Here is a 23,412-nt window from a genome sequence, read left to right on the forward strand (position 1 = left end):
TAAGTCCCTGTATAACCCTGTCACCGTCCATGGTAGGCACCATGTTCTCCACGGCATACGAGAAGCCGTGAATTAATACTTCTGGAACGCGTTTGCCGCATAGAGTATCGCTACGGCTATGGAACGAACGGAGTTCATCACGGTAGACACGCACACGGGTGGGGAACCAACACGCATCGTCCTCGACGGTATCGAGGCCAACACGCTCACCGGAGCGACCGTCCGGGAGAGACGCGACCAGTTCAAAGCCACGGCTGACGGCGTCCGGAAACTCCTCATGCAGGAGCCCCGCGGACACGCAGGCATGTTCGGAGCAGTCCCGGTACCGACCGACCGGGCTGACCTCGGGGTTTTCTTCATGGATACAGATGGCTATCTGGACATGTGTGGTCACGGCCTCATCGGAGTCGTCACCGCACTCATCGAACGGGGCGAGCTTCCCGAAGTGCCAGAGCTGACTGTCGAAACCCCCGCCGGACTGGTCGACGTGACGGTCGAGATAGCTGACGGCGTCGTCCGTCGCGTTGCGTTCGAAAACGTCGACAGTTACGTCTGTGAGACGGTAACCGTCGAACAGGACGGCGTCCCGGTCGAAGCTCGTATCGTCTATTCCGGGAACTACTTCGCCGTCGTCGACGCTGACAGTCTCGGCGTCACGCTCAACAGCGAGGACGCCACGCAGTGTATCGACCCCGCACTGGAACTCCGCCGAGCAGTCAACGACGCCGCACCCGAGGACCCAGTCACCGGTACGCGGGCGACCGTCTCAGCAGTCGAACTCACAGCTGGCGGCGACGGCGACCGGAGCTGTGTGGTGTTCGCCGACGGCTCCGTCGACCGCTCCCCCTGTGGAACAGGCACGTGTGCGCGGTTGACGCTCCATCACGTCGACGGCGACCTCGCCGTCGGCGAGCGTGTCGAAGTGACTGGCCCGGTCGGGTCGACATTTGAGGGGTACATCACCGATACCAGCGTTGACGGAGGGGTAACCGTGACCAGCCCGGTCGTCTCGGGTACAGCGCATATCACGGGCGAGCACACGTTTTACCGGGACGACGACGATACGCTCGGCAGTTTTACTCTCGTTTGATTTCAGGCGTTATAGACTGATTTTTTTGGTAGGGGGTGCGTTTAGGCTGATATAGTGGCGTAGTTTCGATAATGATTCCGCCGATAGCAAACAACTTCGTCGCCGGGGAGACAGCGCCGGGGGCGCTCGACCACGTCGCTTCGCTCAACGATGACGACGTCAAGGGCATCCTAAATCTGCTTGGCGAACACTACGACGAGCGCCAGCCAGCCGACGAGGACGCAGACCAGTACATCGAGTTGGTCAAGGAAATCGACAGGAGCGGCCTCGACTGCTGTATCTCAGTCAAGCCCTCGCAGATCGGACTTGACGTTGGCGACGACGTATTCGTCGAGAATCTTGAACGTATTGTCGCAGCGGGTGACGACCGTGATGTCTTCGTCTGGGTCGATATGGAGGACTACACTACAACCGACGTGACCCTTGACGCGTACGAGCGACTCGTTACGGAACACGAGGGCGGCGTCGGCGTCTGTACGCAGGCGAACCTCAAGCGGACGCCCGAGGACCTCGAACGGCTTGCACCCCTTCCCGGGAAGGTCCGACTAGTCAAGGGAGCCTACTCCGAGCCAAAGAGTGTCTCCTACAAGAAGAAAGAGCGCGTCAACGAAGCCTATCGAGACTGTCTCGAACTGATGTTCGAGGAGTTCGAGGGCGGCGTCGCCGTCGGCAGCCACGACCCGGCGATGATAGACTACGCGAAGGACCTCCACGACGAGTACGGAACCGACTACGAGGTGCAGATGCTGATGGGCGTCCGCGACGACGAACAGCGCGACCTCGCCGCCGAGGGCGTCCCGATGTGGCAGTACATCCCCTACGGCGACAAGTGGTTCTCCTACTTCTACCGGCGCGTCCGCGAACGCAAGGAAAACGCGCTGTTTGCTGTCCGAGCCGTGTTGAGTTAGAGTAGCTGTTGGCTACGTGCTGCCCTATCCTTCGAAGCAGGCAACGGGATTCCCATTCTCCCACGGGTCGGGGTCTAGCGAATCGGCCCCATCGAAATCGTTCCGGGTCGTTCTGGCACGGACGGCCCGTGTCGAGCTGACATAGTACGTGACATATTGAGTTATATAGTCGAAGTCCATCCCGGGGTGAATCCGTCCGGAGCCGATGTACTGCAATCGGATGACAGCCGAATTAGTTGGCCCCGGGGCGACCCAGGTACTCTGGACGGAGATGTCGAACCGCGTCAGGTAGCTATCGGGCTTGCCGTCAGTCGTCATGTCAGTGTTCGCTACCATCTCGGCGTTCTGCCGGTAGGCCAGTTCGAACGCGGTGACGTACTCGACCATGCTCTGGCCCGCTAGCTCCGATGGCGGCTGCCCAGGATACGCACGGGGAGCAAGCGACCCCTCGCGGTCGATTGGTTCAGCAATCGGTCTCGAAACGGCCGAACAGGACACGTTCGGGGGCGTTTCCGGAATCTGGGTTGCCCATCCAGTGGCCGATGTCGGTGTCTCTGTGGCTGTCAACGTCTCAGTTGAGTCAGTCCCGTCGAGAGTGCGACATCCGGCTGTGGAAAGCCCCACCCCACTGGTGCTGAGTGCCTTCATAAGATGACGGCGTGTTATCTCCATAGCACACGTGGCAGTAGCATCTCCGGTAGTAAACGGTTTCAGGACGTTCAAGAATACGTTTGAGCCACCCCTCTCATTGATCTGAGTGCAACAGAGTGACCTATTCTGCTCAGTCAATCCGAAAGCAAACGGTCCTCACTGAGAGTCGAATTCCCGTTGTCAACGCTCTGGGTCGATTGACGGAGAACCGGTGCGAGCGGCTCTACACCCTTCCGCTGTGCTACTGGTCCGGATCGAGCAGTTTCGCTTCTGCTTTCCGGAGGTGTTCGAGCAGCGTCGTCTTCGAAACGCCGAGTTTCGACGCGAGTTCGCGTGTCGAGATACCCCGTGGCCACGCGTAGTAGTCCTCCTGTCGGGCAAGTTCGAACGCCTCGCGCTGGCTGTCCGAGAGGCGGTCCATCCGTCGGAGTTGCTTCGGATTGCCGCCGCCAGCGGATGTGATTCGTGTGACTTCGATATCGGCCGACTGCTCCTCGCGGATTTCGTCGAGAAGTGACTCGGCTTCGTCACGGGAGTCCGGGAAGAACACCGGCCAGTGCTCGCGACCGTGCCGGACCCGAACCGGGTCGTTGTGGATGAACCCCCGCGAGAGCAGGCTGTCGCTGATGGTGTTGTCCGGGTCGTACTCGACGAACAATTCGCGGGTCGTGTTCCCCGGCGACGAGCCTGTGCCGGTCGCGCCGTGGCGCTCGCGCAGCTCCAGCACAGAGTCTGTCAGTGACGAGTCGCGAGTCGCATCGATGAGAGCCTCAACGTCGCTAATACTGTCGGCGTATGCGGTGAACAGGCCCTTCACGCTACCGTTCTGTGTGTTGTACACGCCGTGGGCCAGTAGCCCAGCCGCCGTCTTGTCGGTGACTTCGAGCGTCCAGCAGTCCGGATGCCAGATGCTCAGGGTAAGCTGGAGTCCCCCGTGTTGTGATTGTGCGTTACTCATACTGAGCGCCCTCCGTATGAAGGGATGCTAGGGATAGCCACGATGTGGATGCAAATAAAGGTGCGGTTCATAAGGGGAACACCGACCATGGGAGATAATGCCTGATTATGGATGACATATCAGGTTATTGCCGTCCCCCCTGACCATGGACGGTGGAACATATTGGTAGGGGACGCGTACAGTACCTATCATGAGTACAGACGACTCACGTCGACACTACATCGACGGTGAATGGACGACAGGCACCGGCGACGAAACGTTCACAAGTCAGAACCCGGCCACCGGCGAGGCACTCGCCTCGTTCCACCGCGGAACCGAGGCCGATGTCGACCGCGCACTGGCCGCGGCAGAGGACGCCTACGACGAGTGGCGCTCGCTCTCGCACATCGACCGCGCGGAATACCTCTGGGACATCTATCACGAACTGCGTGACCGCCACGAGGAACTCGGCGAAATCGTCACCATGGAATGTGGTAAGGAGATCAGCGAAGGGCTGGCCGACGTCACCGAGTCCTGGCATATGGTCGAGTGGGCCGCTGGCAACGCCCGTCACCCCCACGGCGACGTGGTACCGTCGGAAATCGCCAGCAAGGACGCCTACATGCGGCGCAAGCCGAAGGGCGTCGTCGGCTGTATCACCCCGTGGAACTTCCCGGTCGCCATCCCGTTCTGGCACCTCGCAGTGACGCTGGTCGAGGGCAACACCGTCGTCTGGAAGCCCGCCGAACAGACCCCATGGTGTGCCCACATCATCGCTGAGATGTTCGAAGACTCGGGCATCCCGGACGGCGTGTTCAACCTCGTGCAGGGCTACGGCGACGCCGGCAACGCTATCGTCGAGGATGACCGCGTCGAGACGGTCCTCTTTACCGGGAGCGCCGAAGTCGGTCACAAGATCGCCTCCAAGGTCGGTGGCGAGCCCGGCAAGATCGCCGCCTGCGAGATGGGTGGGAAGAACGCTGTCATCGTCACGGAGGAAGCCGACCTCGACATCGCCGTTCACTCGGCAGTGATGTCTCAGCTTCAAGACGACTGGCCAGCGCTGTGTCTCCTCGGAGCGCCTCATCGTCCACGAAGACCTCTACGACGAATTCAAGGAACGGTTTGTCGACGTTGCCGAGGACATCGCCGTCGGCGACCCACTGGAGGAAGACACCTTCATGGGGCCGCTCATCGAGGACGACCAAGTCGAGAAATTCAAGCGCTACAACGACCTCGCCCGTGAGGAGGGCGCGAACGTGCTCGTCGACCGCGCCGACCTCGGTGCCGAGGAGATTCCCGATGGCCACGAGGAGGGCCACTGGGTCGGCCCGTTCGTCTACGAAGTCGACTACGACGAGGACCTGCGGTGCATCAACGAGGAAGTGTTCGGTCCCCACGTCGCGCTACTTGAGTACTCGGGTGACTTCGACAAGGCGCTGGAGATGCACAACAGCGTCGACTACGGCCTCGCCGGCGCCATCATCTCCGAGGACTACCGCCAGATCAACCAGTTCCGCGACGAGGCGGAAATCGGGCTCGCCTACGGCAACCTCCCGTGTATCGGTGCGGAAGTCCACCTGCCCTTCGGCGGCGTCAAGAAGTCCGGCAACGGCCTCCCGAGCGGCCGCGAGGTCATCGAGGCTGTCACCGAGCGCACCGCCTGGACGCTGAACAACTCCAAGGACATCGAGATGGCACAGGGTCTGTCGGCGGACATCATCACCGATGAGTAAGTCCGTCCAGTCGCCGGAGATCGGTTCCATCTGCCCGCGCTGTCGCGGCGAGACGACGACGGCGAAAGGCATCGAGACCTGCACCGACTGCTCGTGGGTCGGCTGCCTCGGCGCTGACTGACGCGACGACCGCGGTTTTCTATACGGCCCCAGCGTCTGTCCCACGCCGTGACGGGGGCCACGGACCGGGTTCATGGTCCAACTTTTCCAAACCTTAAACCTCTCCCCGTCGAAGTACCGAATATGAGCGACAACGACAGCAGAAAGAACCTGCGGATGCCGGAAGAGGACGAGGTGTTCGCCGTCGTCATGGACATGCTTGGCGCGAACCGCGTCAAGGTACGCTGTATGGACGGCGTCGAGCGCACAGCCCGGATTCCGGGCAAGATGCAAAAGCGGATCTGGATACGCGAGGACGACGTGGTCCTCGTCGAACCCTGGGACTGGCAGGACGAGAAAGCCGACATCACGTGGCGCTATGAGAAACAGGATGCCGACCAGCTACGCGAGGAGGGACATATCCAGGAGTAGCCTGATTATGTATCTGGCTGCGCGCTCGACGGAGGCACAAGCGTGACAGAGGGGCAGTTCGGCCTGCTCGATACGGACGACGTCGACTCACCGGGTGACGAGTGGGAAGAGGTCGACGTTTCCGACACGGAAGCCGACCGCATCGCCCGCAAACGGGACCGCGAGTTCAGCGAGTTCCGTGAGCGCATCAAGGACGCTGACCAGTTCAAAGTCGAGGCCAGCGTTTTCGACGACGCGACCTACGGCGCACTGTACAAGCTCGTGCAGGACGGCCACATCGACGCCTTCGGCGGGCCGATCTCGACCGGCAAGGAAGCCAACGTCTACACGGCCCTATCGGGCGAGACAGAGGTCGCCGTCAAGGTGTACCGCATCAACGCCTCCGATTTCAAGGATATGCGGAGCTATCTCGACGGCGACCCCCGCTTCGAAGGGATCGGCTCGGACAAGAAGAAGGTCGTCACCGCGTGGGTCCGCAAGGAATCGTCGAACCTCAAGCGTGCCCGTCGGGCCGGCGTTCGGACGCCGGAGCCCATCGCCGTTGAGCGGAACGTCCTCGTGATGGAGTATCTCGGGACCGAGGAAGGCCGTAGCAAGCGTCTCAGTGAGGTCCACATCGAGAACCCCGAGACAGCCTACGAGGTCGTCAAGGAGTACACCCGCCGGCTGTACGACGCCGGCCTCGTCCACGGCGACCTCTCTGAGTACAACATCGTCTTCCACGAGGGTCAGCTGTATATCATCGACCTCGGGCAAGCGGTGACCATCCACCATCCTAACGCCGACGACTTTCTGGAACGGGACTGCCGCAACGTCGCGAACTTCTTCGCTAGGCAAGGCGTCGACGCCACGCCAGAGGAACTGCTCGCGTACGTCCGAGAGTACGCGACGCCGAAAGACAAGGCCGACACCGCGCCGGGGAGCAACGATGACGCCGTTCCGCAAGGAACACCGGCCGACCGTCGCGACGACGAGTAGTCACCATCGTTCTGCTCGCATGGAGAGATTTTTGCAAGTGAGAACGTGTTTCCGTGGCTATAGGTGAAGTGCGATTAGTACCAGTCATGCCGACGGTTTCTGGAGAGATATCCACAGTACTGCGCGTCTTTCACCCGGTTTCTCACAACTCATTTGATTGTGAAAACCACAGTGCGTAAACTGTTAGCTCTTGAATATATCAGCATGAGTTGCGTGTCACAGTGCTTTTCATGCTGGCTGAGTCGCCATTGGCCTAGCCCAAGTAGGTGCGACTGATGGACACCGACCCAGCAGACAGCAGTTCGGACCAGCAGACAGCACACAGCGGCGACTCGGTGTCTGAGCGCCTCATCGAGGGACTGTCTTCGCATGCTGTGTTCATGCTCGATACAGATGGTACCATTACGACGTGGCCCGAGCCAGCAGCGTCGCTGTACGGCTACGACCGGGTCGCGACGGTCGGCCAGCACGTCGACATGCTGTTTGCCGACCCTGAGGAGATAGAGACAACCGTTGAGTCACTGCTGACGGAGGCGGCTGACGGCCCCGTCGAGACACAGCACTGGCACCGGCAGGCTGATGGGTCCGTGTTCTGGGCAACCCTCTCGCTCTCGCCGCTCGGGGACGGAGACCCGGAGGGGTTCGTCGCAGTCAGCCAGGATACCACCGAGAAACACCAGTACGACAAGATGCTCGAACGCCAGAACGATCGGCTCAAGGAGTTCACCGACATCCTCGCTCACGACCTGAAGAGTCCACTCAGTGTTATCTCCTCACGGGTACATCTGGCCCGCGAAACCGGTGACGAGGAACACCTCGACGCGCTCGAAGAAACAAGCGACAGGATGGCCCGCCTCGTCGACGACCTGCTCCGTGTTGCCAAGCAGGGAAACGTCGTCACCGACCCAGAGACAACGAACGTACGGGCCGTTGTTGACACCGCCTGGGAGGGGAGCGGCGAAAGCACCGACCGAGGCACGCTCCATTACGCGGATATCGGCGCAGTGAGCGCAGACGCCGACCGCCTCATCGAACTGTTCGAGAACCTCTTTCAGAACAGCATTCGACACGGCGATGGGGCCGTTATCGTCCGCGTCGGTCCGCTTGAGAACGGCTTCTACGTCGAAGACGACGGCCCGGGGATCCCAGCAGAAATCAAGGACGATGTGTTCGACCATGGATTCACCACTGCCGAGGACGGGAGTGGCTACGGACTCTCTATTGTCCGAACCATCGCAGGCGCACACGGGTGGGACATCCTCGTCACCGACAGCAACATGGGCGGGGCACGGTTCGAAGTCACCGGTGTCGAGTTTCTGGGCTGACAGCGGGATCGGCAGACCGCTGTTCCGGTGCGGTGTCCGGTCCCCGCTTCACTCGTCTATTGTGGACGAGACCCCCCGTTCGAGCGTTCTCCTCGTGGGTGAGTATCCCACAGAAGCAGAAGAACAATAACCGATGGGGCAGTGATGCCCAACGACGAGAGACCGCCACGGCTACACGACCCCCGCCATCCACCCATGGGACGCCCTCCAACCCCCACGACCGGACAGATAGTGCCGCTCGTTGTCCTGCTCGGGATAGCCGCCCTTGTTGCCGTCTCCGGAGTCGCCACCGGCTTCAGCAACGCGGTACCCAATGAGACACACTCGGGGAGTACCACACACAGCCACGCCACCACAACCGAGGCAGCGACGCCACAGCCAGCGTGTTCGGTGCAAGACGAGCACCCAGACATGCCGGATACAGGCTCGGCATCCCACTATATCGATGGACTTGGAGCCGCATCGACAACCAACTGGACCGCCGGTGAAACCCTGCGTATCGGCGCAGACGGGGACTGTTCGCTCGGCGTCCGTGCCAACGACACCGCGACACTGACCGCGGCGACAGTCAACACCAGTCAGGGGACTGTGACCGGTGTCGTCGACGTGGGTCGCGGCGGAGCGTTTCGGGTTGTCGAGCGCCCTGACGGAAACACCACAGCGTCAGTCTCCATCCGGAATGTCGGCCGGGAAAATAACGACCGTGTCGACATTGTCTCGACGAACGAGAGCGGAACAATGGTGACTTCCGAGCGCGTCACAGCTCCTACCGGTCGGTTCTTCGTGGTCGAAATCCAGTGGTATCCAAACGGGACCGCACAGGTCGCGCTGTGGGATACTGACCGGCAGCGCCAGCAACGCGTGACCAGAACGGTTTCGACCAGCGCTGAAACCTCCTTCTGGCAAGTCCAGCTCGACGGCCGGGCGTATCTCGACGAAATCGCAGTTGGGTCCCACAACACGGAGCCGGCCGACACCGGGGAGGCTGACAACGGAGAGGCTGACACCGAAGACAGCGAGCAGTCAGCAGCAACGCCCGTCCAGTCCACAGCCTCAGCGGCGCAGAGTGATGAAACAGGGACACCGGAAACCTTCAGTTACAATGTCGGGCCCGAGGAAAGCGAGCCCGAAGAATCCCAGTCCGGCCTCTTTTTGGGTCCACTCATAGCGATAGGTGGGGCACTCATGTACCGGTATGCATACGGTGTCACGAAGTTCAACGAACAGATGGACGCCATCGGGAGCACAACCCGCTCCGGCGAGGTCGAACCCGCCGACTGGAACGTCGTGCTTACGAAACTGGTCGGTGCGGCCGGGAGTATATTCGGCCTCATCTGGTTTCTCACCACGGTATTTGATGGCTGACCGGCCACACCTCGCCGTGTAGTCTGCAGTCCGAACCGGCCGACGGTGAGGTACGGTGCCGAAGGCTCCGGACGCCGAAGTTTTAAACAGGCAGACCCTCCTACAGAGAGGTATACTTATGCAACACGTGAAGATTCCGCAGGACCGTATCGGTGTGTTGATCGGCGAGGGCGGTGAGACCATGCGCGAAATCGAGTCGCGCGCAGAAGTCCGGCTGGATATCGATTCCGAGGACGGCACGGTGAAAGTCGAGTCCGTCGGCGATCCCGTGACGGCGCTGAAAGGCCCCGACATCGTGAAGGCCATCGGCCGCGGATTTGCGCCCGACGACGCGCTGGCGCTGCTTGAAGACGACATGATGATGTTCGAACTCATCGACATCGAGGCCGCCTCCCGCAACAAGAACGACTTCCGACGCCAGAAGGGTCGTCTCATCGGCGAGGGCGGCCGGACGCGGGAGCTCATGCAGGAACTCTCCGGCGCCGCCGTGGTCATCTACGGGTCGACGCTTGGGATCATCGGCGGCCCCGAACAGGTCGACGCCGTGCGAGAAGCCGCCGAGATGATTCTTGACGGCGCGCCCCACGGCTCCGTCTACTCGTTCCTCGAACGCAAACACAACGAGATGAAGCACAAAGGCCTCGAATATCACCAGTTCACCGGGTAATTCCGGTAGTTCGACTGCGTGACTGGCGCTTGCGCCTCACGGCGACAGTATAAGCACGTACGGTTGCCGTCAGGTCCCATCAGGGGCGCACCACACCGTTTTGCCGGCACAGGCTCTACGAGGAGGTATGCCGACCATCGCCGAGACGCACATCGTCAACCGCGAGCGCGTCCAACCGACCCACGCCAACAACTACAACAGCGCCCACGGGGGAATCGTCATGAAGTGGATGGACGAGATCGGCGCTATGTCGGCCATGCGGGCCGCCAGAGAATCCTGCGTGACCGCGCAGATGTCTCGCGTCGACTTCGAACGACCGATTCCAATCGGCGACACTGCCCTCATCGACTCCTACGCCTACGCTACGGGCCGAACCAGCGTCCGAGTCCGCATAGAGGTCGCGCGCGAGGAGCCACACACGGGCGAAACTGAGGAGACGACCAGCGCGTACGCCACCTTCGTCGCCGTCGACGACGGGAAACCGACGCCCGTCCCCGAACTGACTGCCGAGAGCGAGGAGTGCAAACGGTTGCGCGAAACGGCACTTGCAGAAGAGCCGGATCAGTAGCAGTCGACAACCGGTAGCATAACGTCACCGCCTGGCCACTAACTGCGGCTCTCTGTAGTCGAGTAGCGACTGCTACGGTGTTTCAAAGTAATCGAGCATATCCAGCACCGCGCCCATGATGAAACTGATGACACTGATGACCAGAACAAGCCCAGTGAGAAGTGTCGAAATCGGAGGGTTCAGCAGAAACTGGAAGCCAGCGATAAAAACGCAGGTAACCATCCCGACGACCAAGAGAAACGACCCTGCGCTTGGGTCCTCACCGGTGAGAAATTCGAGGCCATTGAGGAAGCCCGACGTCTGTGGCTGTTGTTCCTCAACGACGTCCTCACTCATTGGTCGGCCTCAGACTGTGCCGTCGCTGCCTCCTGAATAATCTGTACGAGATGCGATACCCAGAGTCCGCCGGTAAATCCGAATAGTGCGGAGACGACGACGGCTTTGGTGAGGGTGCCAAGCGGAGAGGCTGCCGCTACCAGACAGAGCGCTCCGAAGAGGAGCATCATGCCGTACTGGATTCTTGTGTCGAGGTCAATGCGTGCAATGGTCTGCGTGAAGCTTGAGCTCATATGGCGGTGGTGGTGGCTGGTCGGGACGTGATTACGCGGCGGTTGATACATGATGTGAATCGACGGCAACACCTGGGCAGTTAGCGTCCGCTTGGAGCAGCCGTTTGATTTCGCGGTGCGAAGTGAGGCCGCGGATGTGTGGGCCAGAAACCGATAAACTGGTCCGACTGTTTGTCGCCGCGGAGGGCGTAGAAATACAGCGTCAGCGCAACGGACGCCGGAGCGGCGGTCGCTTCAGCTTGCGAGGCCGCGTCTATCTTTCCCTGCGTGGTACTCACATGCAATGTTAGGCCTACTCCGGTATATCCCTTTGCAAGGGGTCAGCAGAACTGGCGACCTCAAATGTCCCCAGTCGGTCAACCGTCGGGATTGCAACTGCCACTAGCAACACTATCCACTTACGAACCACTAGGAGCCTGCGCGGTTGGTTCTCTTGGAGAAAGTCTCATTGAAACACACGCGGCGGGATTGCGCAGAGATGAAACTCCACGAAGCTCGTTCGTCGCAGAAAGCATAGGCTGGAATTTGAACCAGAGATTCAAATCCTGGAGCAGTCTCTCACATCGACACGTGACGTGGCGCGACGAGACGCGCTACTTGCAGGTTGTCTCCAAGAAGAGCCTAGGCCGGAATTTGAATCCGGGGTCTCGTCCTTACCAAGGACGCGCTTTACCGCTAAGCTACCCAGGCACGCATCAATGTGTATCCGGCAATTGTCTAAAGTCGTTTCGATTCGGGGCCGGTGTGTCGATTAGTATCAGTGGTCGGCGGCGGCCTCGGTTCCGTCCCCGGATGGCTGTTCGGCCCCTGCCCGCGCTCGGAGCGCATCGGCGACCTCCTCACCGAGCAACTCGTCGTTCGGTGGAAGGCCGTCGACGGCCAGTTCAGTCGCGTACTCGCGGAGTGTCGGGGTGGGTCGGATGCTTGCGGCGGTAACACCGGCGACCACGGCGAGCTCCAGAATGTCCGTTTCGAGCGCGGTGTCGAGGCTTTCATCGTCAGTCGTCTGACGGACTGTCTGGTCGTGGCCGAACGAACGGACGACAGAGACAGCGGCGTCGGCAGCTTCGGTTCTGGCAAGTAGGTAGAACCCACGCGAGACGAGGATATCGGCGATGAGGATATCCAGGTCGGCTGTGTCGCGGTCGCCGTTGACCCAGGGGTCGTCGTGGGCCAGTTGGCGAGTGAGCGAGAGCCCCTCGTAGATGAGTTGGACGCCGGCGGCTCTGTCAGCGACGCCGTCAGCCAAGTCAACCGGTGGGTCGCTGGTTGCGCCCGCGCTGACGAGCGTGAGGACGCCTGGCGCCAGCGACGCGTCGTCAAGGCGAGCGTCGATCCGCTCGTGAAGCCGGTCAGGCTCGACATCGTCGACCGCCGCCAACGCCGCTCGGCGAACTGCCGCCACTTCCTCCATTATGAGGGTCTAGCGACGGGAAGGGCAAAGACCTTTGGAAACCGCAGAGTCACAGCAGCCATGGTACAGACCACGAGCGGCGATGATATCCGGACCCTGACGCTCGACCGGCCCGACCAGCGTAATGCGCTGACCAGCACGGCGCTGCGTGACCTCGAAGCGGCAGTCGAGTCAGCGACCGAGCCAGTGCTGTATCTCCACGGCGCTGGCGAGGCGTTCTGTGCCGGCGCGGACCTGGACGAGGTCAAGGCTCTCGATTCAGAGAGCGCTGAGGCGTTCGCAGCGCTGGGTCAGCGGGTCGCCCGGACGCTCGAATCCTACGACGGAGCGGTCGTCGCCGGTATCGACGGCGCAGCACGGGGCGGCGGCGTCGAACTGGCGCTGGCCTGTGATATCCGTGTCGCGACGCCAGACACGACGCTGGCGGAAACAGGGGTCAAACTCGGCCTCTTTGGTGCGTGGGGCGGGACAGCGCGGCTCCCCGACATCGTCGGGACCGGCGATGCGCTCGACATCGCGCTCTCCGGCCGAACGCTCGACGCCGAGACGGCGCTACAGATGGGGCTGGTCTCGCGGGTGGCTACGGAGCCTCGGGCTGTCGCTGAAGAGGTGGCGGCTGTCGATGCGGACGCGCTTCGAGTGCTGAAGGCACGGATGCGAGACGATGCGGACAGGGAAACACAGGAGCGCCGCGAACAACAGGCCTTCGCCGACCTCAACGCGAAGCCTGAGTAGGAAAGGGTACAAGACGACGCCTCGCATACGGACCGCCAATGGTCGACTGTGAGTACTGCGCGGAATCGTTCGACGGTGACGACGCCTATCTCGACCACCTCGCCGAGACCCACGACGGCGAGCTGGGTGCGATTGACCGACGGCGCGTCGAGGAGCACACCGGTGATGAGGCGGGGAATGCCCTCTCGGTCGGGCCGATTGTTATCGGCGTTGTCGTGGTGTTTGCTATCGGGCTCACAGTGTACGTGACTCAGTTGAGCGGTGGCGACGGCGGCAGCGACGCAGACCTCATTGGGACAGCGGGCGCACAGCCGCTTTCGGCAGTCGAAGCCACTGGGGTCGAAGCGTCGTCACTGGACGACACCGGCGACAGTGACCGACTGGCCGGTGTCGAACAGTTCCCGAACCGGGGGAACAACCACGTCGAAGACGGGAGTGCGATCGACTACCAGCGGTTCCCGCCGCTCTCTGGGACACATTACGCCTCAGCGGAGGAGGCAGGCTTTTACGAGGCGACACCACTGCTTGGCTCGCTCGTCCACACGCTCGAACACGGCGCGGTTATCGTCTACTACGACCCCGACGAGGTCTCGCCTGCAGCCAGACAGAGCCTTCGAGAATTCTCCAGTGTCCATACCGGCACTTGGCGGAGCGTCGTCGCCGTCCCGAACCCCAACGACGACCCACGAGCGACCTACGTTGTGACGGCATGGCAGCACGAACTAACGATGGACAGCTACGACGCCGAAACGATCCACGCATTCCTCTCGGAGTATCTGGGTCGCGGCCCGGAGAACCCGGTTCGCTAGCGGCTAAAACGAGGGGAAAGGATCAGTACAGCGGGTCCGGACCCGGCGGCATCGCTCGCTTGTGGGCGCTCGATTCGTACATCTCGCGAACAGTCTCGACGACATCGATCGGGACACCGAGCCGGTCGGCTGTCGCGGCCGCCGGAACACCACCGTCGATGTGCAGAGCAAGGATGGAGTCAAGTGTGTCGTAGTCCATCCCCATCTCGTCGGCGTCGGTCTGACCGGCCCACATCTCGGCGCTGGCGGTCTTCTCCGCAAGGTCATCGGGAACGCCGACGTGTTTCGCCAGCTGCCGGACCTGTTGCTTGTACAGCGCCGCGATGGGATGGCAGTCGACCGCACCGTCGCCGTACTTCGTGTAGTAGCCGACCAGCGCCTCGCTCCGGTTCCCGGTGCCCAGAACCAGCGCCTGCTCGTGGTTGCCGACGAGATAGTTCAGCACCGCCCGACAGCGAACCCGGAGGTTGCCGACGGCGAGCTGGTCGCCCTCGGCGTCGGGGTAGGCGTCGAGGAACGCGTCGACCAGCGGATTGATCGCGATGACGTCGTACTCAATCCCAAGCAGGTCGTTTGCCACCCGCTCGGCGTCGCTCATGTTGTCAGCACGGTTGACCTCGCTGGGCATTACGAGTCCGTGAACGGCGTCACGGCCAAGCGCTTCGACGGCCAGATGCGAGACGAGCGTGCTGTCGATGCCGCCCGAGAGCCCCATCGCCACGGTGTCGACACCGGCGGCGTCGACCTGTGCCTCGATGAACGAGGTGATATGGTCGCGGTGCGCCTCCAACTCAGCCTCGGAGAACGTCAGGTTCAGCGGCTCATCGGCACGGACAATGGATTCGGCCGTTGCCATGTCTTCTAGTTGGACGGACGGAACTAATACCCATCTATCGACGTGATATTTTCGGACACGCGTCCAGTCAAAACGCTACGTTCAAGTGCAGTCACTGTTGACAGTTCGGTACGGGGTTCGCAGGTCCGACTGACCTGCAGTCTACCACAACGCGCCGGTGGTGAGCGGTTCCGCAGGAACCGCGAGCCTCGGCGCCGACTGCAACGAGCGCCGGTGGTCCAGTGGTAGGACATTGCCTTCCCAAGGCAATAGCCCGGGTTCAATTCCCGGCCGGCGCATTCCTTGCATTCATTCGCCGCCCGATGTTCGCGAACCAGTGGTTCGCTCACTCCCGGCCGGCGCACTCCCTTCTGTCGTTTGCCACTGTGAGCGACACAACCCGCGGACCGCGGGATACTTGTTGGGGCCGGGCATATCCAGAGCCAACAGATGGACGCGCCGCTGTGGACGGAGACACACGCCCCGGAGTTGTCGGATATCCGCCAGCCAAAGGCTCGCGAGCACCTGCAGGGAGCCATCGAGGAGCCGATGAATCTCCTGGTCCACGGGCCGAAAGGAAGCGGGAAGACGGCCGCTGTCCGGGCCTTTGCCCGGGAGGTCCACGAGAATCCCGACGCGGACTTTACCGAACTCAACATGGCCGATGTGTTCGGCATGACAAAAAAGAGGTCGCGAACGACCCGCGGTTCGCGTCGTTCATCGACAGCAAGCGACGGCGCGAGTCCTCGAAGGCCGACCTCATCAACCACGTGCTCAAGGAGTCCGCGAGCTACTCGCCGGTGTCAGGCAGCTACAAGACCATTCTGCTGGACAACGCCGAAGGGATGCGCGAGGACTTCCAGCAGGCACTGCGTCGGGTGATGGAGCAGTACTACGAAGCGACGCAGTTCGTCATCGCGACGCGTCAGCCCTCGGCTGTTATCCCGCCGATTCGCTCGCGGTGTTTCCCGGTCGTGATGCGCGAGCCGACCCACGAGGAAACAGCCTCGGTACTGGAGGATATCGTCACCGCAGAGGGCGTCGATCACGACGACGACGGTATCGAGTACGTCGCCGGCTACGCGGAGGGGGACCTCCGGACAGCAGTACTGGCCGCCCAGACTACCGCTGAAGCCGAGGGTGAGGTGACGATGGACGCCGCCTTCGAGACGCTGAACGCCGTCGAAGCCGACGACCAGGTCGAGCAGATGATCGACGCGGCCGAAGACGGGCGCTTTACCGACGCTCGATCGACGCTCGATGACCTGCTCGTCGACGAAGGGTACGGTGCGTCCGACATCCTCGATGACATGCTGGAAGTGGCCCGGTCACGCTACTCCGGGGACCGGCTGGCCGAAATCCACACGATGGCCGGCGAGACGGATATGGCGCTCGTCGACGCGGCAAACGAGCGAATCCATCTCTCACACCTCCTCACACAGCTGGGCGGGCAGTAAGGGCCGGCGTCCAGCCGCTATCGCTCTGGCAGTGTTGTACCGGACACAGCTAAGCGCTACAGCACGTTCTCGTTCCATCACCGAACCACGGCACGGCGCGGCCACACGGAATCGCGGACGGAGACGGCGTCAGCCGCTTCGAAATCCTTTTACGCGCTTCGGCGGGTAGATACGGACAACGAACCATGGATATCGACATCATCGAAGAAGACGAGAATCCCATGTTGCACCGCACGGACGTCCGGTTCGAGGTCGTCCACGACGAAGCCACCCCTTCCCGTCTCTCTGTCCGCGACTCTCTTGCGGCCACGCTGAACAAGGACGCCGAAGAAGTCGTCATCCACAAGCTCGACACCAAGTTCGGGATGCGGAAGACGGTCGGCTACGCGAAGGTCTACGACAACCCCGAGTACGCCCGCGACGTCGAGCAGGACCACATGCTCGAACGCAACAAGATCGTCGCTGACGGCGAAGAGGAAGCGGAGGAAGCATAGATGCCACACAACGAGTACTACAGCGACGACGGCGAACTCGACCGTGAGACCTGTCCTCGGTGCGGTGACACCGTCCTCGCCGAGCACGAGGACCGCCAGCACTGCGGCAAGTGCGGCTACACCGAGTGGAAGTAAGGCCGCCCGATGCGTATTCTGGGTATCGAAGGTACTGCCTGGGCAGCCAGTGCTTCGGTGTTTGAGACGCCGGACCCAGCGCAGGTAACCAACGACGACCACGTTTTCATCGAAACTGACGCGTACGCGCCAGACAGCGGCGGCATCCACCCGCGCGAGGCCGCCGAGCATATGGGCGAAGCCATCCCGACCGTCGTCGAGACGGCCATCAAGCACGCACACGAGCGAGCGACTGCTGGCGGGGTGGACGGGAGCGGCGAAACCGGTGCACCAATCGACGCCGTCGCCTTCGCTCGTGGCCCTGGACTGGGACCCTGCTTGCGAATCGTCGCCACAGCCGCTCGGGCGGTCGCCCAGCGCTTCGACGTGCCGCTGGTCGGCGTGAACCACATGGTCGCCCACCTCGAAGTGGGCCGCCATCGCTCGGGCTTCGATTCCCCGGTGTGTCTGAACGCCTCCGGCGCGAACGCCCACATTCTGGGCTACCGGAACGGCCGGTACCGCGTGCTGGGCGAAACGATGGACACCGGCGTTGGCAACGCCATCGACAAGTTCACGCGCCATATCGACTGGTCCCATCCCGGCGGACCGAAGGTCGAACAGCACGCCCGGGACGGCGAGTACCACGAACTGCCCTACGTCGTCAAGGGGATGGACTTCTCCTTCTCGGGCATTATGAGCGCCGCCAAGCAGGCCGTCGACGACGGGGTCCCGATAGACGATGTCTGTCGCGGGATGGAGGAGACCATCTTCGCGATGCTGACGGAAGTCTCCGAGCGGGCGCTGTCGCTGACCGGCGCTGACGAGCTGGTGCTTGGCGGCGGCGTCGGCCAGAACGACCGCCTCCAGCGGATGCTCGGCGAGATGTGCGAGCAACGCGGGGCAGAATTCTACGCTCCGGAAAGCCGCTTCCTGCGGGACAACGCGGGGATGATAGCGATGCTCGGCGCGAAGATGTACGCGGCCGGCGACACCATCGCCATCGAGGATTCCCGAATCGACTCGAACTTCCGGCCCGACGAGGTGGCCGTCACCTGGCGCGGGACCGAGGAATCGGTGGACAGCTATCGGGTGGCAGCCAACGAAGTCCAAGGCGCGGAGGCGACCGTCCGCTTCGACGGTGATCGAGTTATCAAGGAGCGCGTGCCGCGGAGCTATCGCCATCCGACGCTGGACGAGCGCCTCAGGATTGAGCGGACCCGGCAGGAAACCCGGCTCACCAGCGAGGCGCGCCGACACGGCGTCCCGACGCCGCTGGTCCGAGATGTGGACCCTCAAGAGTCGCGCATTGTCTTCCAGCGCGTGGGCGACATGGATCTCCGCGAAGGGCTGTCCGAGGCGCGTGTCGCGGACGTTGGCCGCTGGCTCGCTCGCATCCACGACGCCGGCTTCGTCCACGGCGACCCGACGACGCGGAACGTCCGAGTGGGTAGCCACAACGACCAGGCCAACCGGACGTTCCTCATCGACTTCGGTCTCGGCTACTACACACAGGAGGCCGAGGACCACGCGATGGACCTCCACGTCCTCGCCCAGTCGCTCGCCGGAACCGCGGACGACCCCGAGGCGCTGCTGTCGGCCGCTGAAGACGCCTACCGGACTGAGAGCGACCACGCCGACGCGGTGTTCGCCAGCCTCGACGATATCGAGGGTCGAGGTCGGTACCAGTAGGGCTGTGCGGTGGCAGCAGCGGTTAGAGTCCGGCGGCGAAGCCGCCGGTTCCCCGGAATCGCTACTGGCGATTCCGGCCTTTTTCGCCCACGTTTTTGCAAGCGGGGGTACCCGCAGGCCGCACCGGGGCCGAGGACACCCCTCGCAGCAAAAAGGTGGTGGACAAATGGTTTAACCTCGGCCCGAATAGAACGCAGTATGGCAGAAAAACCCCAGTCGGGAACGTTGTTCGGCGTGCCGTACAACTTCGAACGACCGAGCCTCAAGCGGTTGGTGTCGGCCTATTGGAAGCCAGGCGATGACATGCTGGTCGAAAAGCCATTCGGGATCGGCTACACCCTGAACCTGGCGAACTGGCGCTCGTGGGTCGTGCTGGCGGTCGCTGGCGTGATGCTGTATCTCGAACGCGGCGGCAGCAGCGAGGAATTCGAGTCCGAGAGCGAGGACGAACCGGTCGAAGTCGTCGTCGACTGAGACGGGGTGTAGCGAGGGTCCGGTACGTACCTGGCACGGCCCGGAAATAATCTACAGCAGTCCGCCTGCGCGGAGTTTCGACGGCTCTTTTATCGCCGGTCGCCGTGTGCCGGTATGCTCAATTTTGTCACGACCAACCCCGGGAAGGTCCGGGAGGCGACCGAGTATCTCGACGACGATGTCCAGCAGTTCGACTTCGACTACCCGGAAGTGCAGGCCGACGACCTGAGAACGGTCGCAGCCGAGGGCGCGCGAGCGGCCTATCGGGCGGCTGGCGGGCCAGTCATCGTCGATGACGCGGGACTATTCATCGACGCCTTCGATGGGTTCCCCGGCCCCTACTCCTCGTACGTCGAGGACACCGTCGGCGTTGATCGCGTCTGGCGCATGACCGAGCTGGAGGACGACCGCGGTGCGGCGTTCAAAACGGTCATCGCCTACTGTGACGGCGAGGGCTTCGAGGCGACGCCGGATCCGGACGGTATCGACCGCGAGGACCGGCGCGGACAGGACCTGTCAGCCGACGACCGCGGTGCGGCAACGACGGACGAGCAGGTTCACGACGGGAGCGCGGCGCAGAGCAGCGAGACAGTGCCGGTCAAACTGTTTGAGGGGCGCGTGAACGGCGACATCGTCGCCCCGCGCGGCGAGGGTGGGTTCGGCTTCGACCCCATCTTCGAGCACGACGGAGCGACGTTCGCGGAGATGAGCACCGAGCAGAAGAACGCGATTTCTCATCGCGGGCGGGCGCTGGCGAAGTTCGCGGAGTGGTACGGTGAGCGGTAGCGAACCGTCCGTCGAGAGATGCAGTGCATCCCTCGGAAGTTCCAGCGACGGGGGGCCGACGGTGCTGGAACCCGAAGCGACAACGGTCGCGGAGTGGTACGGTGAGCGGTAGCGACGTACCGGTCGTCGGGACCGGTGGCACCGCCTTGATAACCGGTGCGTCAGCGGGCATCGGCGAAGCGTTGGCACGCGAGTTCGCCGCACGCGGACACGACGTAGTGCTGGTCGCCCGGAGCGAGGGGAAACTGGAGCGGTTGGCCGACGACCTCGAAACGAGGAGAATCACGGCGACGCCCGTCGCAATGGATCTCGACCATGCGACGGCCGCCGAGGATCTGTACGAGGAGGTGACCGAGCGCGGTCTGGACATCGATGTCCTCGTCAACAACGTCGGCGTGGGGACCTACGGACCGTTCGCCGAAAGCGACCTCGACGCGGAGCGAACGCAACTGCGGCTGAACGTCATGCTCCCCGTCGAGCTGACGCGGCTGTTCATCGACGAGTTCGACGACGGTGGCGCGGTTATCAACATGGGGTCAGTCGCCGGGTTCCAGCCGGGGCCGAACCTCGCCGGCTACTACGCGAGCAAGGCGTACATCAACAGCTTCAGCGAGGCGCTCGCCGAGGAGTTTCGGGGGACACCAGTCGACGTGACGGTGGTCTGTCCCGGCCCGGTCGACACCGAGTTTCAGGAACGAGCCGGGATGGAGGATTCGACGGTCGGGTACGTCGCCTCGAATACGCCCGAAGCAGTCGCATCGGCAGCCTACGAAGGGGCCGCCGCTGGCGAGACAGTCGTCATTCCACAGCGGTCGATGCGGCTTGTCGACCGACTGGTACGGGTGACACCCCGCTGGGTCGTCCGGCGCGTTGCAGCGCTGGTCAATCGGGACAGATAGAGAATCAGTTCCGAAACTGCTCTTGATTACAGCATCCATATCGTCTCCAAACTGTTTTTTGGCCACTAACCCCTTTTCAATCTCCGAGAATTAGACTCGAACCTTATTATACACTGTAAAAAAAAGGTGCGTATGCTCACAGACCCCGTCAGACAATACAAAGCGGTGATACGTGGATCGCTTGATGTTTTTGGCGTCTCCGGTTCAGTCGAACGGAAGGTGCTCGCGGCCGTCGGGTTGCAGTTTGTCGCCTCGGTCGCACTGGCAGTTGTCTCGCTTGTCGCTACCGGGACCGTCAGGTTCGTCGTCACTGGCGTATTGCTCGCTGGCGCTATCGTTGCGTTCGCCAACACGGTGTTCATCACCCGCGAGGATTTCGTCGAGCCAATTACAGCGATGGCCGCAGGTGCGGACCATATCGCCTCTGGCGAGCTCGATGTAGAACTGCCCGAGAGCGAGCGTGACGACGAGGTTGCCGAATTGCTCTCGTCGTTTCGCTCGATGCAATCCTATTTGCTGACAGTGTCCGAGCAGGCCGACGCGCTCTCCCGGCAGGAGTTCGACGCTGATATTCTCGATGAGGACGTGCCCGGAGCTTTCGGTCAGTCACTGGAGCAGATGGCTGCCAGTATGGACGATTACACGACCGAACTCCAGACGATGACCAGCGACCTCGAACGGCGCTCCCAGGCGCTCAACAATCTCGTCGTCGCATTCGGTGACGCTGCCGAACAAGCGAAAGACGGGGACCTGACGGCCACTATCGACGATGACTTCGCGGCCGACGACGAGCAGTTCGACGCCGTCGTCAAGAACTACAACGACCTCGTGACGACGCTGGGAGAGACGGTCGCAACCGTCGCCACGTTCGCAGAGGACGTCGACGAGACGAGCGATCACGTCACCCGGAGCGTCAAGGAGATAGACGACGCGAGCGACGAGATCTCCCGGTCGGTGCAGGAGATTTCGGCTGGAGCCAGCCAGCAGGCGTCGCGCCACGACGACGTCGCATCCGAGATGAACACACTATCTGCCACCGTCGAAGAGATCGCCGCGACCGCGGAAAACGCAGCCGACACTGCCGAGAAGGCGACACGGCGTGGCCGCGAGGGACGTGCGGACGCCGAGCAGGCGATCGACGAACTCGACGAGATGGAAGCTCGTATCGACGACATCGCCGTCGCGGTCGAAAGTCTGGTCGACCAGATCAGCGAGATCGACGACATCGTCGAGGTCATCACGAACATCGCCGAGCAGACCAACATGCTCGCACTGAACGCCTCCATTGAGGCGGCTCGTGGGGACGGAAGCGGTGATGGATTCGCCGTCGTCGCCGACGAGGTGAAAACACTCGCAGAGGAGACCCACGACGCCGCGACGGACGTGTCGGACCGCATCGAAGCGGTCCAGAACGAGGCCGGCGAAACCGTCAGCGACGTGGAAGCGACAAACCAGCAGGTGACAGATAGTGTTGCGACCATCGAGTCGGCGCTCCGGGACTTCGAGGATATCGTCGACGTGCTCGGCGAAGTTAACGCCTCGATTCAGGAGATATCGGGCGCCACCGCCGAACAGGCAGAGACCACGCAGGAGGTCGTCGATATGGTCGACGAGGTCGCGGCAGTGAGCGAACAGACCAACGAGGAGTCAGAGGCCGTTGCCGCCGCCACCGAGGAGCAGACAGCGACGATTACCGAAGTGACCACCGAAGTACAGGAGATGGCAGCCCAGACCGATGACCTGCGTGAGGTGCTTGCGGTGTTCGACATCGATGAGGGCGCTACTGGGCCATCAGGGTCGGTCTCCGCAACCACGGTAACGACGGCTGACGACTAAGCAGCAAAATCACTTGCTACGCACGTGGGTCCAAGTCTGGGCCGGGATACTCGCCATCTTCGACGACGGGGTACAGTGACTCCGGGTCGAACAGGCGAGCGAAGGCGTCCGGCGGTCTGACACTCAGAGACATATGACGGTTGAGTGACGCGCTGGTCCGAGCGCTGCGCAGGTCGTCCGCATATGAAAGCAAGTGCTGTGCGCCACCCCGGTAGGCCGAGGCCAGCGCAGGATGGTCGCTGGCCGGGTGATCCACGATGTCACAGTCGGACTCGATCCGTGCCCGCCAGGCAGTTGCCAGGTCCTCATCGGCGAGGTCCGCGATAACAGCGCTGGCATCGTCTAATAGGTGGTCACTCGCGACAAGCGTGACCCACGAATGCCGGCGGATGTGGTCGATAGCAGCACGTGCATCGCTCTCTGGCCCACACAGTAAGTCGGCGGCGAGGACATCGGCATCAGCGACGACACGCGCCGGCGACGGCTCATGCATCGCCGTTGTCCTCCGCACGGTGCTCTTCGAGGGCCGCACAGACACCCTC

General features: G+C 62.3%; 27 protein-coding genes, 2 tRNA genes and 2 pseudogenes. 22 read left to right on the forward strand and 9 right to left on the reverse strand.

What is annotated here, in order from left to right:
* The first annotated feature begins 118 nt into the window (after positions 1–118).
* Both ACODNH_RS09300 and ACODNH_RS09305 read left to right on the forward strand, forming a co-directional pair.
* A complete protein-coding gene (locus ACODNH_RS09300; protein ID WP_306709610.1) occupies positions 119–1,090 on the forward strand; it encodes a proline racemase family protein in 972 nt (323 codons plus the stop codon).
* 71 nt (positions 1,091–1,161) lie between these two features.
* Complete coding sequence (locus tag ACODNH_RS09305; RefSeq protein WP_306709611.1) at positions 1,162–1,998, forward strand: proline dehydrogenase family protein; 837 nt, start codon at positions 1,162–1,164, stop codon at positions 1,996–1,998.
* Between the two features lie 24 nt (positions 1,999–2,022).
* Here the strand turns inward: ACODNH_RS09305 and ACODNH_RS09310 are convergent, their stop codons facing one another.
* Both ACODNH_RS09310 and ACODNH_RS09315 read right to left on the reverse strand, forming a co-directional pair.
* A complete protein-coding gene (locus ACODNH_RS09310) occupies positions 2,023–2,670 on the reverse strand; it encodes a hypothetical protein (RefSeq protein WP_434531279.1) in 648 nt (215 codons plus the stop codon).
* A 220-nt stretch (positions 2,671–2,890) separates the two neighbouring features.
* Positions 2,891–3,607 carry a helix-turn-helix domain-containing protein gene (locus ACODNH_RS09315; RefSeq protein ID WP_005537081.1) on the reverse strand — a complete coding sequence of 239 codons (717 nt, stop codon included), beginning with the start codon at positions 3,605–3,607 and terminating at the stop codon, positions 2,891–2,893.
* A gap of 190 nt (positions 3,608–3,797) precedes the next feature.
* Here ACODNH_RS09315 and ACODNH_RS09320 point away from each other — a divergent pair.
* The 8 genes and pseudogenes from ACODNH_RS09320 (at position 3,798) to ACODNH_RS09355 (ending at position 10,756) form a co-directional block, all read left to right on the forward strand.
* Positions 3,798–5,322, forward strand: a pseudogene (locus tag ACODNH_RS09320) (aldehyde dehydrogenase family protein).
* Positions 5,315–5,443, forward strand: a complete 129-nt coding sequence (locus ACODNH_RS09325; protein ID WP_306709614.1) for a hypothetical protein — start codon at positions 5,315–5,317, stop codon at positions 5,441–5,443. The pseudogene ACODNH_RS09320 and the gene ACODNH_RS09325 overlap by 8 nt, the downstream one beginning before the upstream one ends.
* Positions 5,444–5,565: 122 nt before the next feature.
* On the forward strand, positions 5,566–5,853 hold the full coding sequence (gene eif1A / locus ACODNH_RS09330; protein WP_004516096.1) for a translation initiation factor eIF-1A: 288 nt from the start codon (positions 5,566–5,568) through the stop codon (positions 5,851–5,853).
* Positions 5,854–5,895: 42 nt separating this feature from the next.
* Positions 5,896–6,831 carry a serine/threonine-protein kinase Rio1 gene (gene rio1, locus ACODNH_RS09335; protein ID WP_306709618.1) on the forward strand — a complete coding sequence of 312 codons (936 nt, stop codon included), beginning with the start codon at positions 5,896–5,898 and terminating at the stop codon, positions 6,829–6,831.
* Positions 6,832–7,106: 275 nt separating this feature from the next.
* A complete protein-coding gene (locus tag ACODNH_RS09340; RefSeq protein ID WP_434531280.1) occupies positions 7,107–8,156 on the forward strand; it encodes a two-component system sensor histidine kinase NtrB in 1,050 nt (349 codons plus the stop codon).
* Between the two features lie 231 nt (positions 8,157–8,387).
* On the forward strand, positions 8,388–9,521 hold the full coding sequence (locus ACODNH_RS09345) for a hypothetical protein (RefSeq protein WP_306709622.1): 1,134 nt from the start codon (positions 8,388–8,390) through the stop codon (positions 9,519–9,521).
* A 118-nt stretch (positions 9,522–9,639) separates the two neighbouring features.
* Positions 9,640–10,188, forward strand: coding sequence for a KH domain-containing protein (locus tag ACODNH_RS09350; RefSeq protein WP_005537076.1), 549 nt, complete (start codon positions 9,640–9,642; stop codon positions 10,186–10,188).
* A gap of 127 nt (positions 10,189–10,315) precedes the next feature.
* The gene (locus ACODNH_RS09355) at positions 10,316–10,756 is read left to right on the forward strand and encodes an acyl-CoA thioesterase (protein WP_306709627.1); all 441 of its coding nucleotides are present in this window, start codon (positions 10,316–10,318) and stop codon (positions 10,754–10,756) included.
* 72 nt (positions 10,757–10,828) lie between these two features.
* Here the strand turns inward: ACODNH_RS09355 and ACODNH_RS09360 are convergent, their stop codons facing one another.
* From ACODNH_RS09360 to ACODNH_RS09380, 5 genes are all read right to left on the reverse strand, one after another.
* On the reverse strand, positions 10,829–11,092 hold the full coding sequence (locus tag ACODNH_RS09360; protein WP_004959237.1) for a hypothetical protein: 264 nt from the start codon (positions 11,090–11,092) through the stop codon (positions 10,829–10,831).
* Positions 11,089–11,325, reverse strand: a complete 237-nt coding sequence (locus ACODNH_RS09365; RefSeq protein ID WP_306709630.1) for a hypothetical protein — start codon at positions 11,323–11,325, stop codon at positions 11,089–11,091. The genes ACODNH_RS09360 and ACODNH_RS09365 overlap by 4 nt, the downstream gene beginning before the upstream one ends.
* A gap of 80 nt (positions 11,326–11,405) precedes the next feature.
* Positions 11,406–11,603 carry a hypothetical protein gene (locus ACODNH_RS09370; protein WP_306709632.1) on the reverse strand — a complete coding sequence of 66 codons (198 nt, stop codon included), beginning with the start codon at positions 11,601–11,603 and terminating at the stop codon, positions 11,406–11,408.
* A gap of 340 nt (positions 11,604–11,943) precedes the next feature.
* Positions 11,944–12,015 (reverse strand) — tRNA-Thr (locus ACODNH_RS09375).
* Positions 12,016–12,082: 67 nt separating this feature from the next.
* Positions 12,083–12,739, reverse strand: coding sequence for a DUF7114 family protein (locus ACODNH_RS09380; RefSeq protein ID WP_306709634.1), 657 nt, complete (start codon positions 12,737–12,739; stop codon positions 12,083–12,085).
* Positions 12,740–12,799: 60 nt separating this feature from the next.
* On the opposite strand from ACODNH_RS09380, the gene ACODNH_RS09385 reads away from it, so the two are divergent.
* The gene (locus ACODNH_RS09385) at positions 12,800–13,474 is read left to right on the forward strand and encodes an enoyl-CoA hydratase/isomerase family protein (protein ID WP_306709636.1); all 675 of its coding nucleotides are present in this window, start codon (positions 12,800–12,802) and stop codon (positions 13,472–13,474) included.
* A gap of 38 nt (positions 13,475–13,512) precedes the next feature.
* Positions 13,513–14,283, forward strand: a complete 771-nt coding sequence (locus ACODNH_RS09390) for a DUF3105 domain-containing protein (RefSeq protein WP_434531281.1) — start codon at positions 13,513–13,515, stop codon at positions 14,281–14,283.
* 22 nt (positions 14,284–14,305) lie between these two features.
* Here ACODNH_RS09390 and ACODNH_RS09395 read toward each other — a convergent pair whose 3' ends face one another.
* Positions 14,306–15,139: an NAD+ synthase gene (locus tag ACODNH_RS09395; RefSeq protein ID WP_434531282.1), complete on the reverse strand. Its 834-nt coding sequence runs from the start codon at positions 15,137–15,139 to the stop codon at positions 14,306–14,308.
* A 207-nt stretch (positions 15,140–15,346) separates the two neighbouring features.
* Here ACODNH_RS09395 and ACODNH_RS09400 point away from each other — a divergent pair.
* From ACODNH_RS09400 to ACODNH_RS09445, 10 genes and pseudogenes are all read left to right on the forward strand, one after another.
* A tRNA-Gly gene (locus ACODNH_RS09400) sits at positions 15,347–15,417 on the forward strand.
* Positions 15,418–15,568: 151 nt separating this feature from the next.
* Positions 15,569–16,575, forward strand: a pseudogene (locus tag ACODNH_RS09405) (AAA family ATPase).
* A 185-nt stretch (positions 16,576–16,760) separates the two neighbouring features.
* Complete coding sequence (locus tag ACODNH_RS09410; RefSeq protein ID WP_004516108.1) at positions 16,761–17,069, forward strand: 30S ribosomal protein S24e; 309 nt, start codon at positions 16,761–16,763, stop codon at positions 17,067–17,069.
* Positions 17,070–17,204 (forward strand): 30S ribosomal protein S27ae, encoded by a 135-nt coding sequence (locus ACODNH_RS09415; RefSeq protein ID WP_004590578.1) that lies wholly within the window; start codon positions 17,070–17,072, stop codon positions 17,202–17,204.
* 9 nt (positions 17,205–17,213) lie between these two features.
* Complete coding sequence (locus ACODNH_RS09420) at positions 17,214–18,875, forward strand: bifunctional N(6)-L-threonylcarbamoyladenine synthase/serine/threonine protein kinase (RefSeq protein WP_306709648.1); 1,662 nt, start codon at positions 17,214–17,216, stop codon at positions 18,873–18,875.
* 198 nt (positions 18,876–19,073) lie between these two features.
* Positions 19,074–19,349, forward strand: coding sequence for a DUF5808 domain-containing protein (locus ACODNH_RS09425; protein ID WP_004590574.1), 276 nt, complete (start codon positions 19,074–19,076; stop codon positions 19,347–19,349).
* 114 nt (positions 19,350–19,463) lie between these two features.
* Positions 19,464–20,135: a non-canonical purine NTP pyrophosphatase gene (locus ACODNH_RS09430; protein WP_434531283.1), complete on the forward strand. Its 672-nt coding sequence runs from the start codon at positions 19,464–19,466 to the stop codon at positions 20,133–20,135.
* Positions 20,125–20,247, forward strand: coding sequence for a hypothetical protein (locus tag ACODNH_RS09435; RefSeq protein WP_306709653.1), 123 nt, complete (start codon positions 20,125–20,127; stop codon positions 20,245–20,247). Before ACODNH_RS09430 ends, ACODNH_RS09435 begins: the two co-directional genes overlap by 11 nt.
* Positions 20,237–21,034 (forward strand): SDR family NAD(P)-dependent oxidoreductase, encoded by a 798-nt coding sequence (locus ACODNH_RS09440; protein ID WP_434531284.1) that lies wholly within the window; start codon positions 20,237–20,239, stop codon positions 21,032–21,034. The genes ACODNH_RS09435 and ACODNH_RS09440 overlap by 11 nt, the downstream gene beginning before the upstream one ends.
* A gap of 132 nt (positions 21,035–21,166) precedes the next feature.
* Entirely contained in the window at positions 21,167–22,870 is a 1,704-nt protein-coding gene (locus ACODNH_RS09445) for a methyl-accepting chemotaxis protein (protein WP_434531285.1), read from the forward strand.
* Between the two features lie 16 nt (positions 22,871–22,886).
* On the opposite strand, the gene ACODNH_RS09450 is transcribed toward ACODNH_RS09445, so the two are convergent.
* On the reverse strand, positions 22,887–23,363 hold the full coding sequence (locus ACODNH_RS09450; protein ID WP_306709659.1) for a DUF7384 family protein: 477 nt from the start codon (positions 23,361–23,363) through the stop codon (positions 22,887–22,889).
* Between the last annotated feature and the right edge of the window lie 49 nt (positions 23,364–23,412).

The sequence above is a fragment of the Haloarcula sp. NS06 genome, from assembly GCF_051122755.1.
GTDB lineage: Archaea > Halobacteriota > Halobacteria > Halobacteriales > Haloarculaceae > Haloarcula.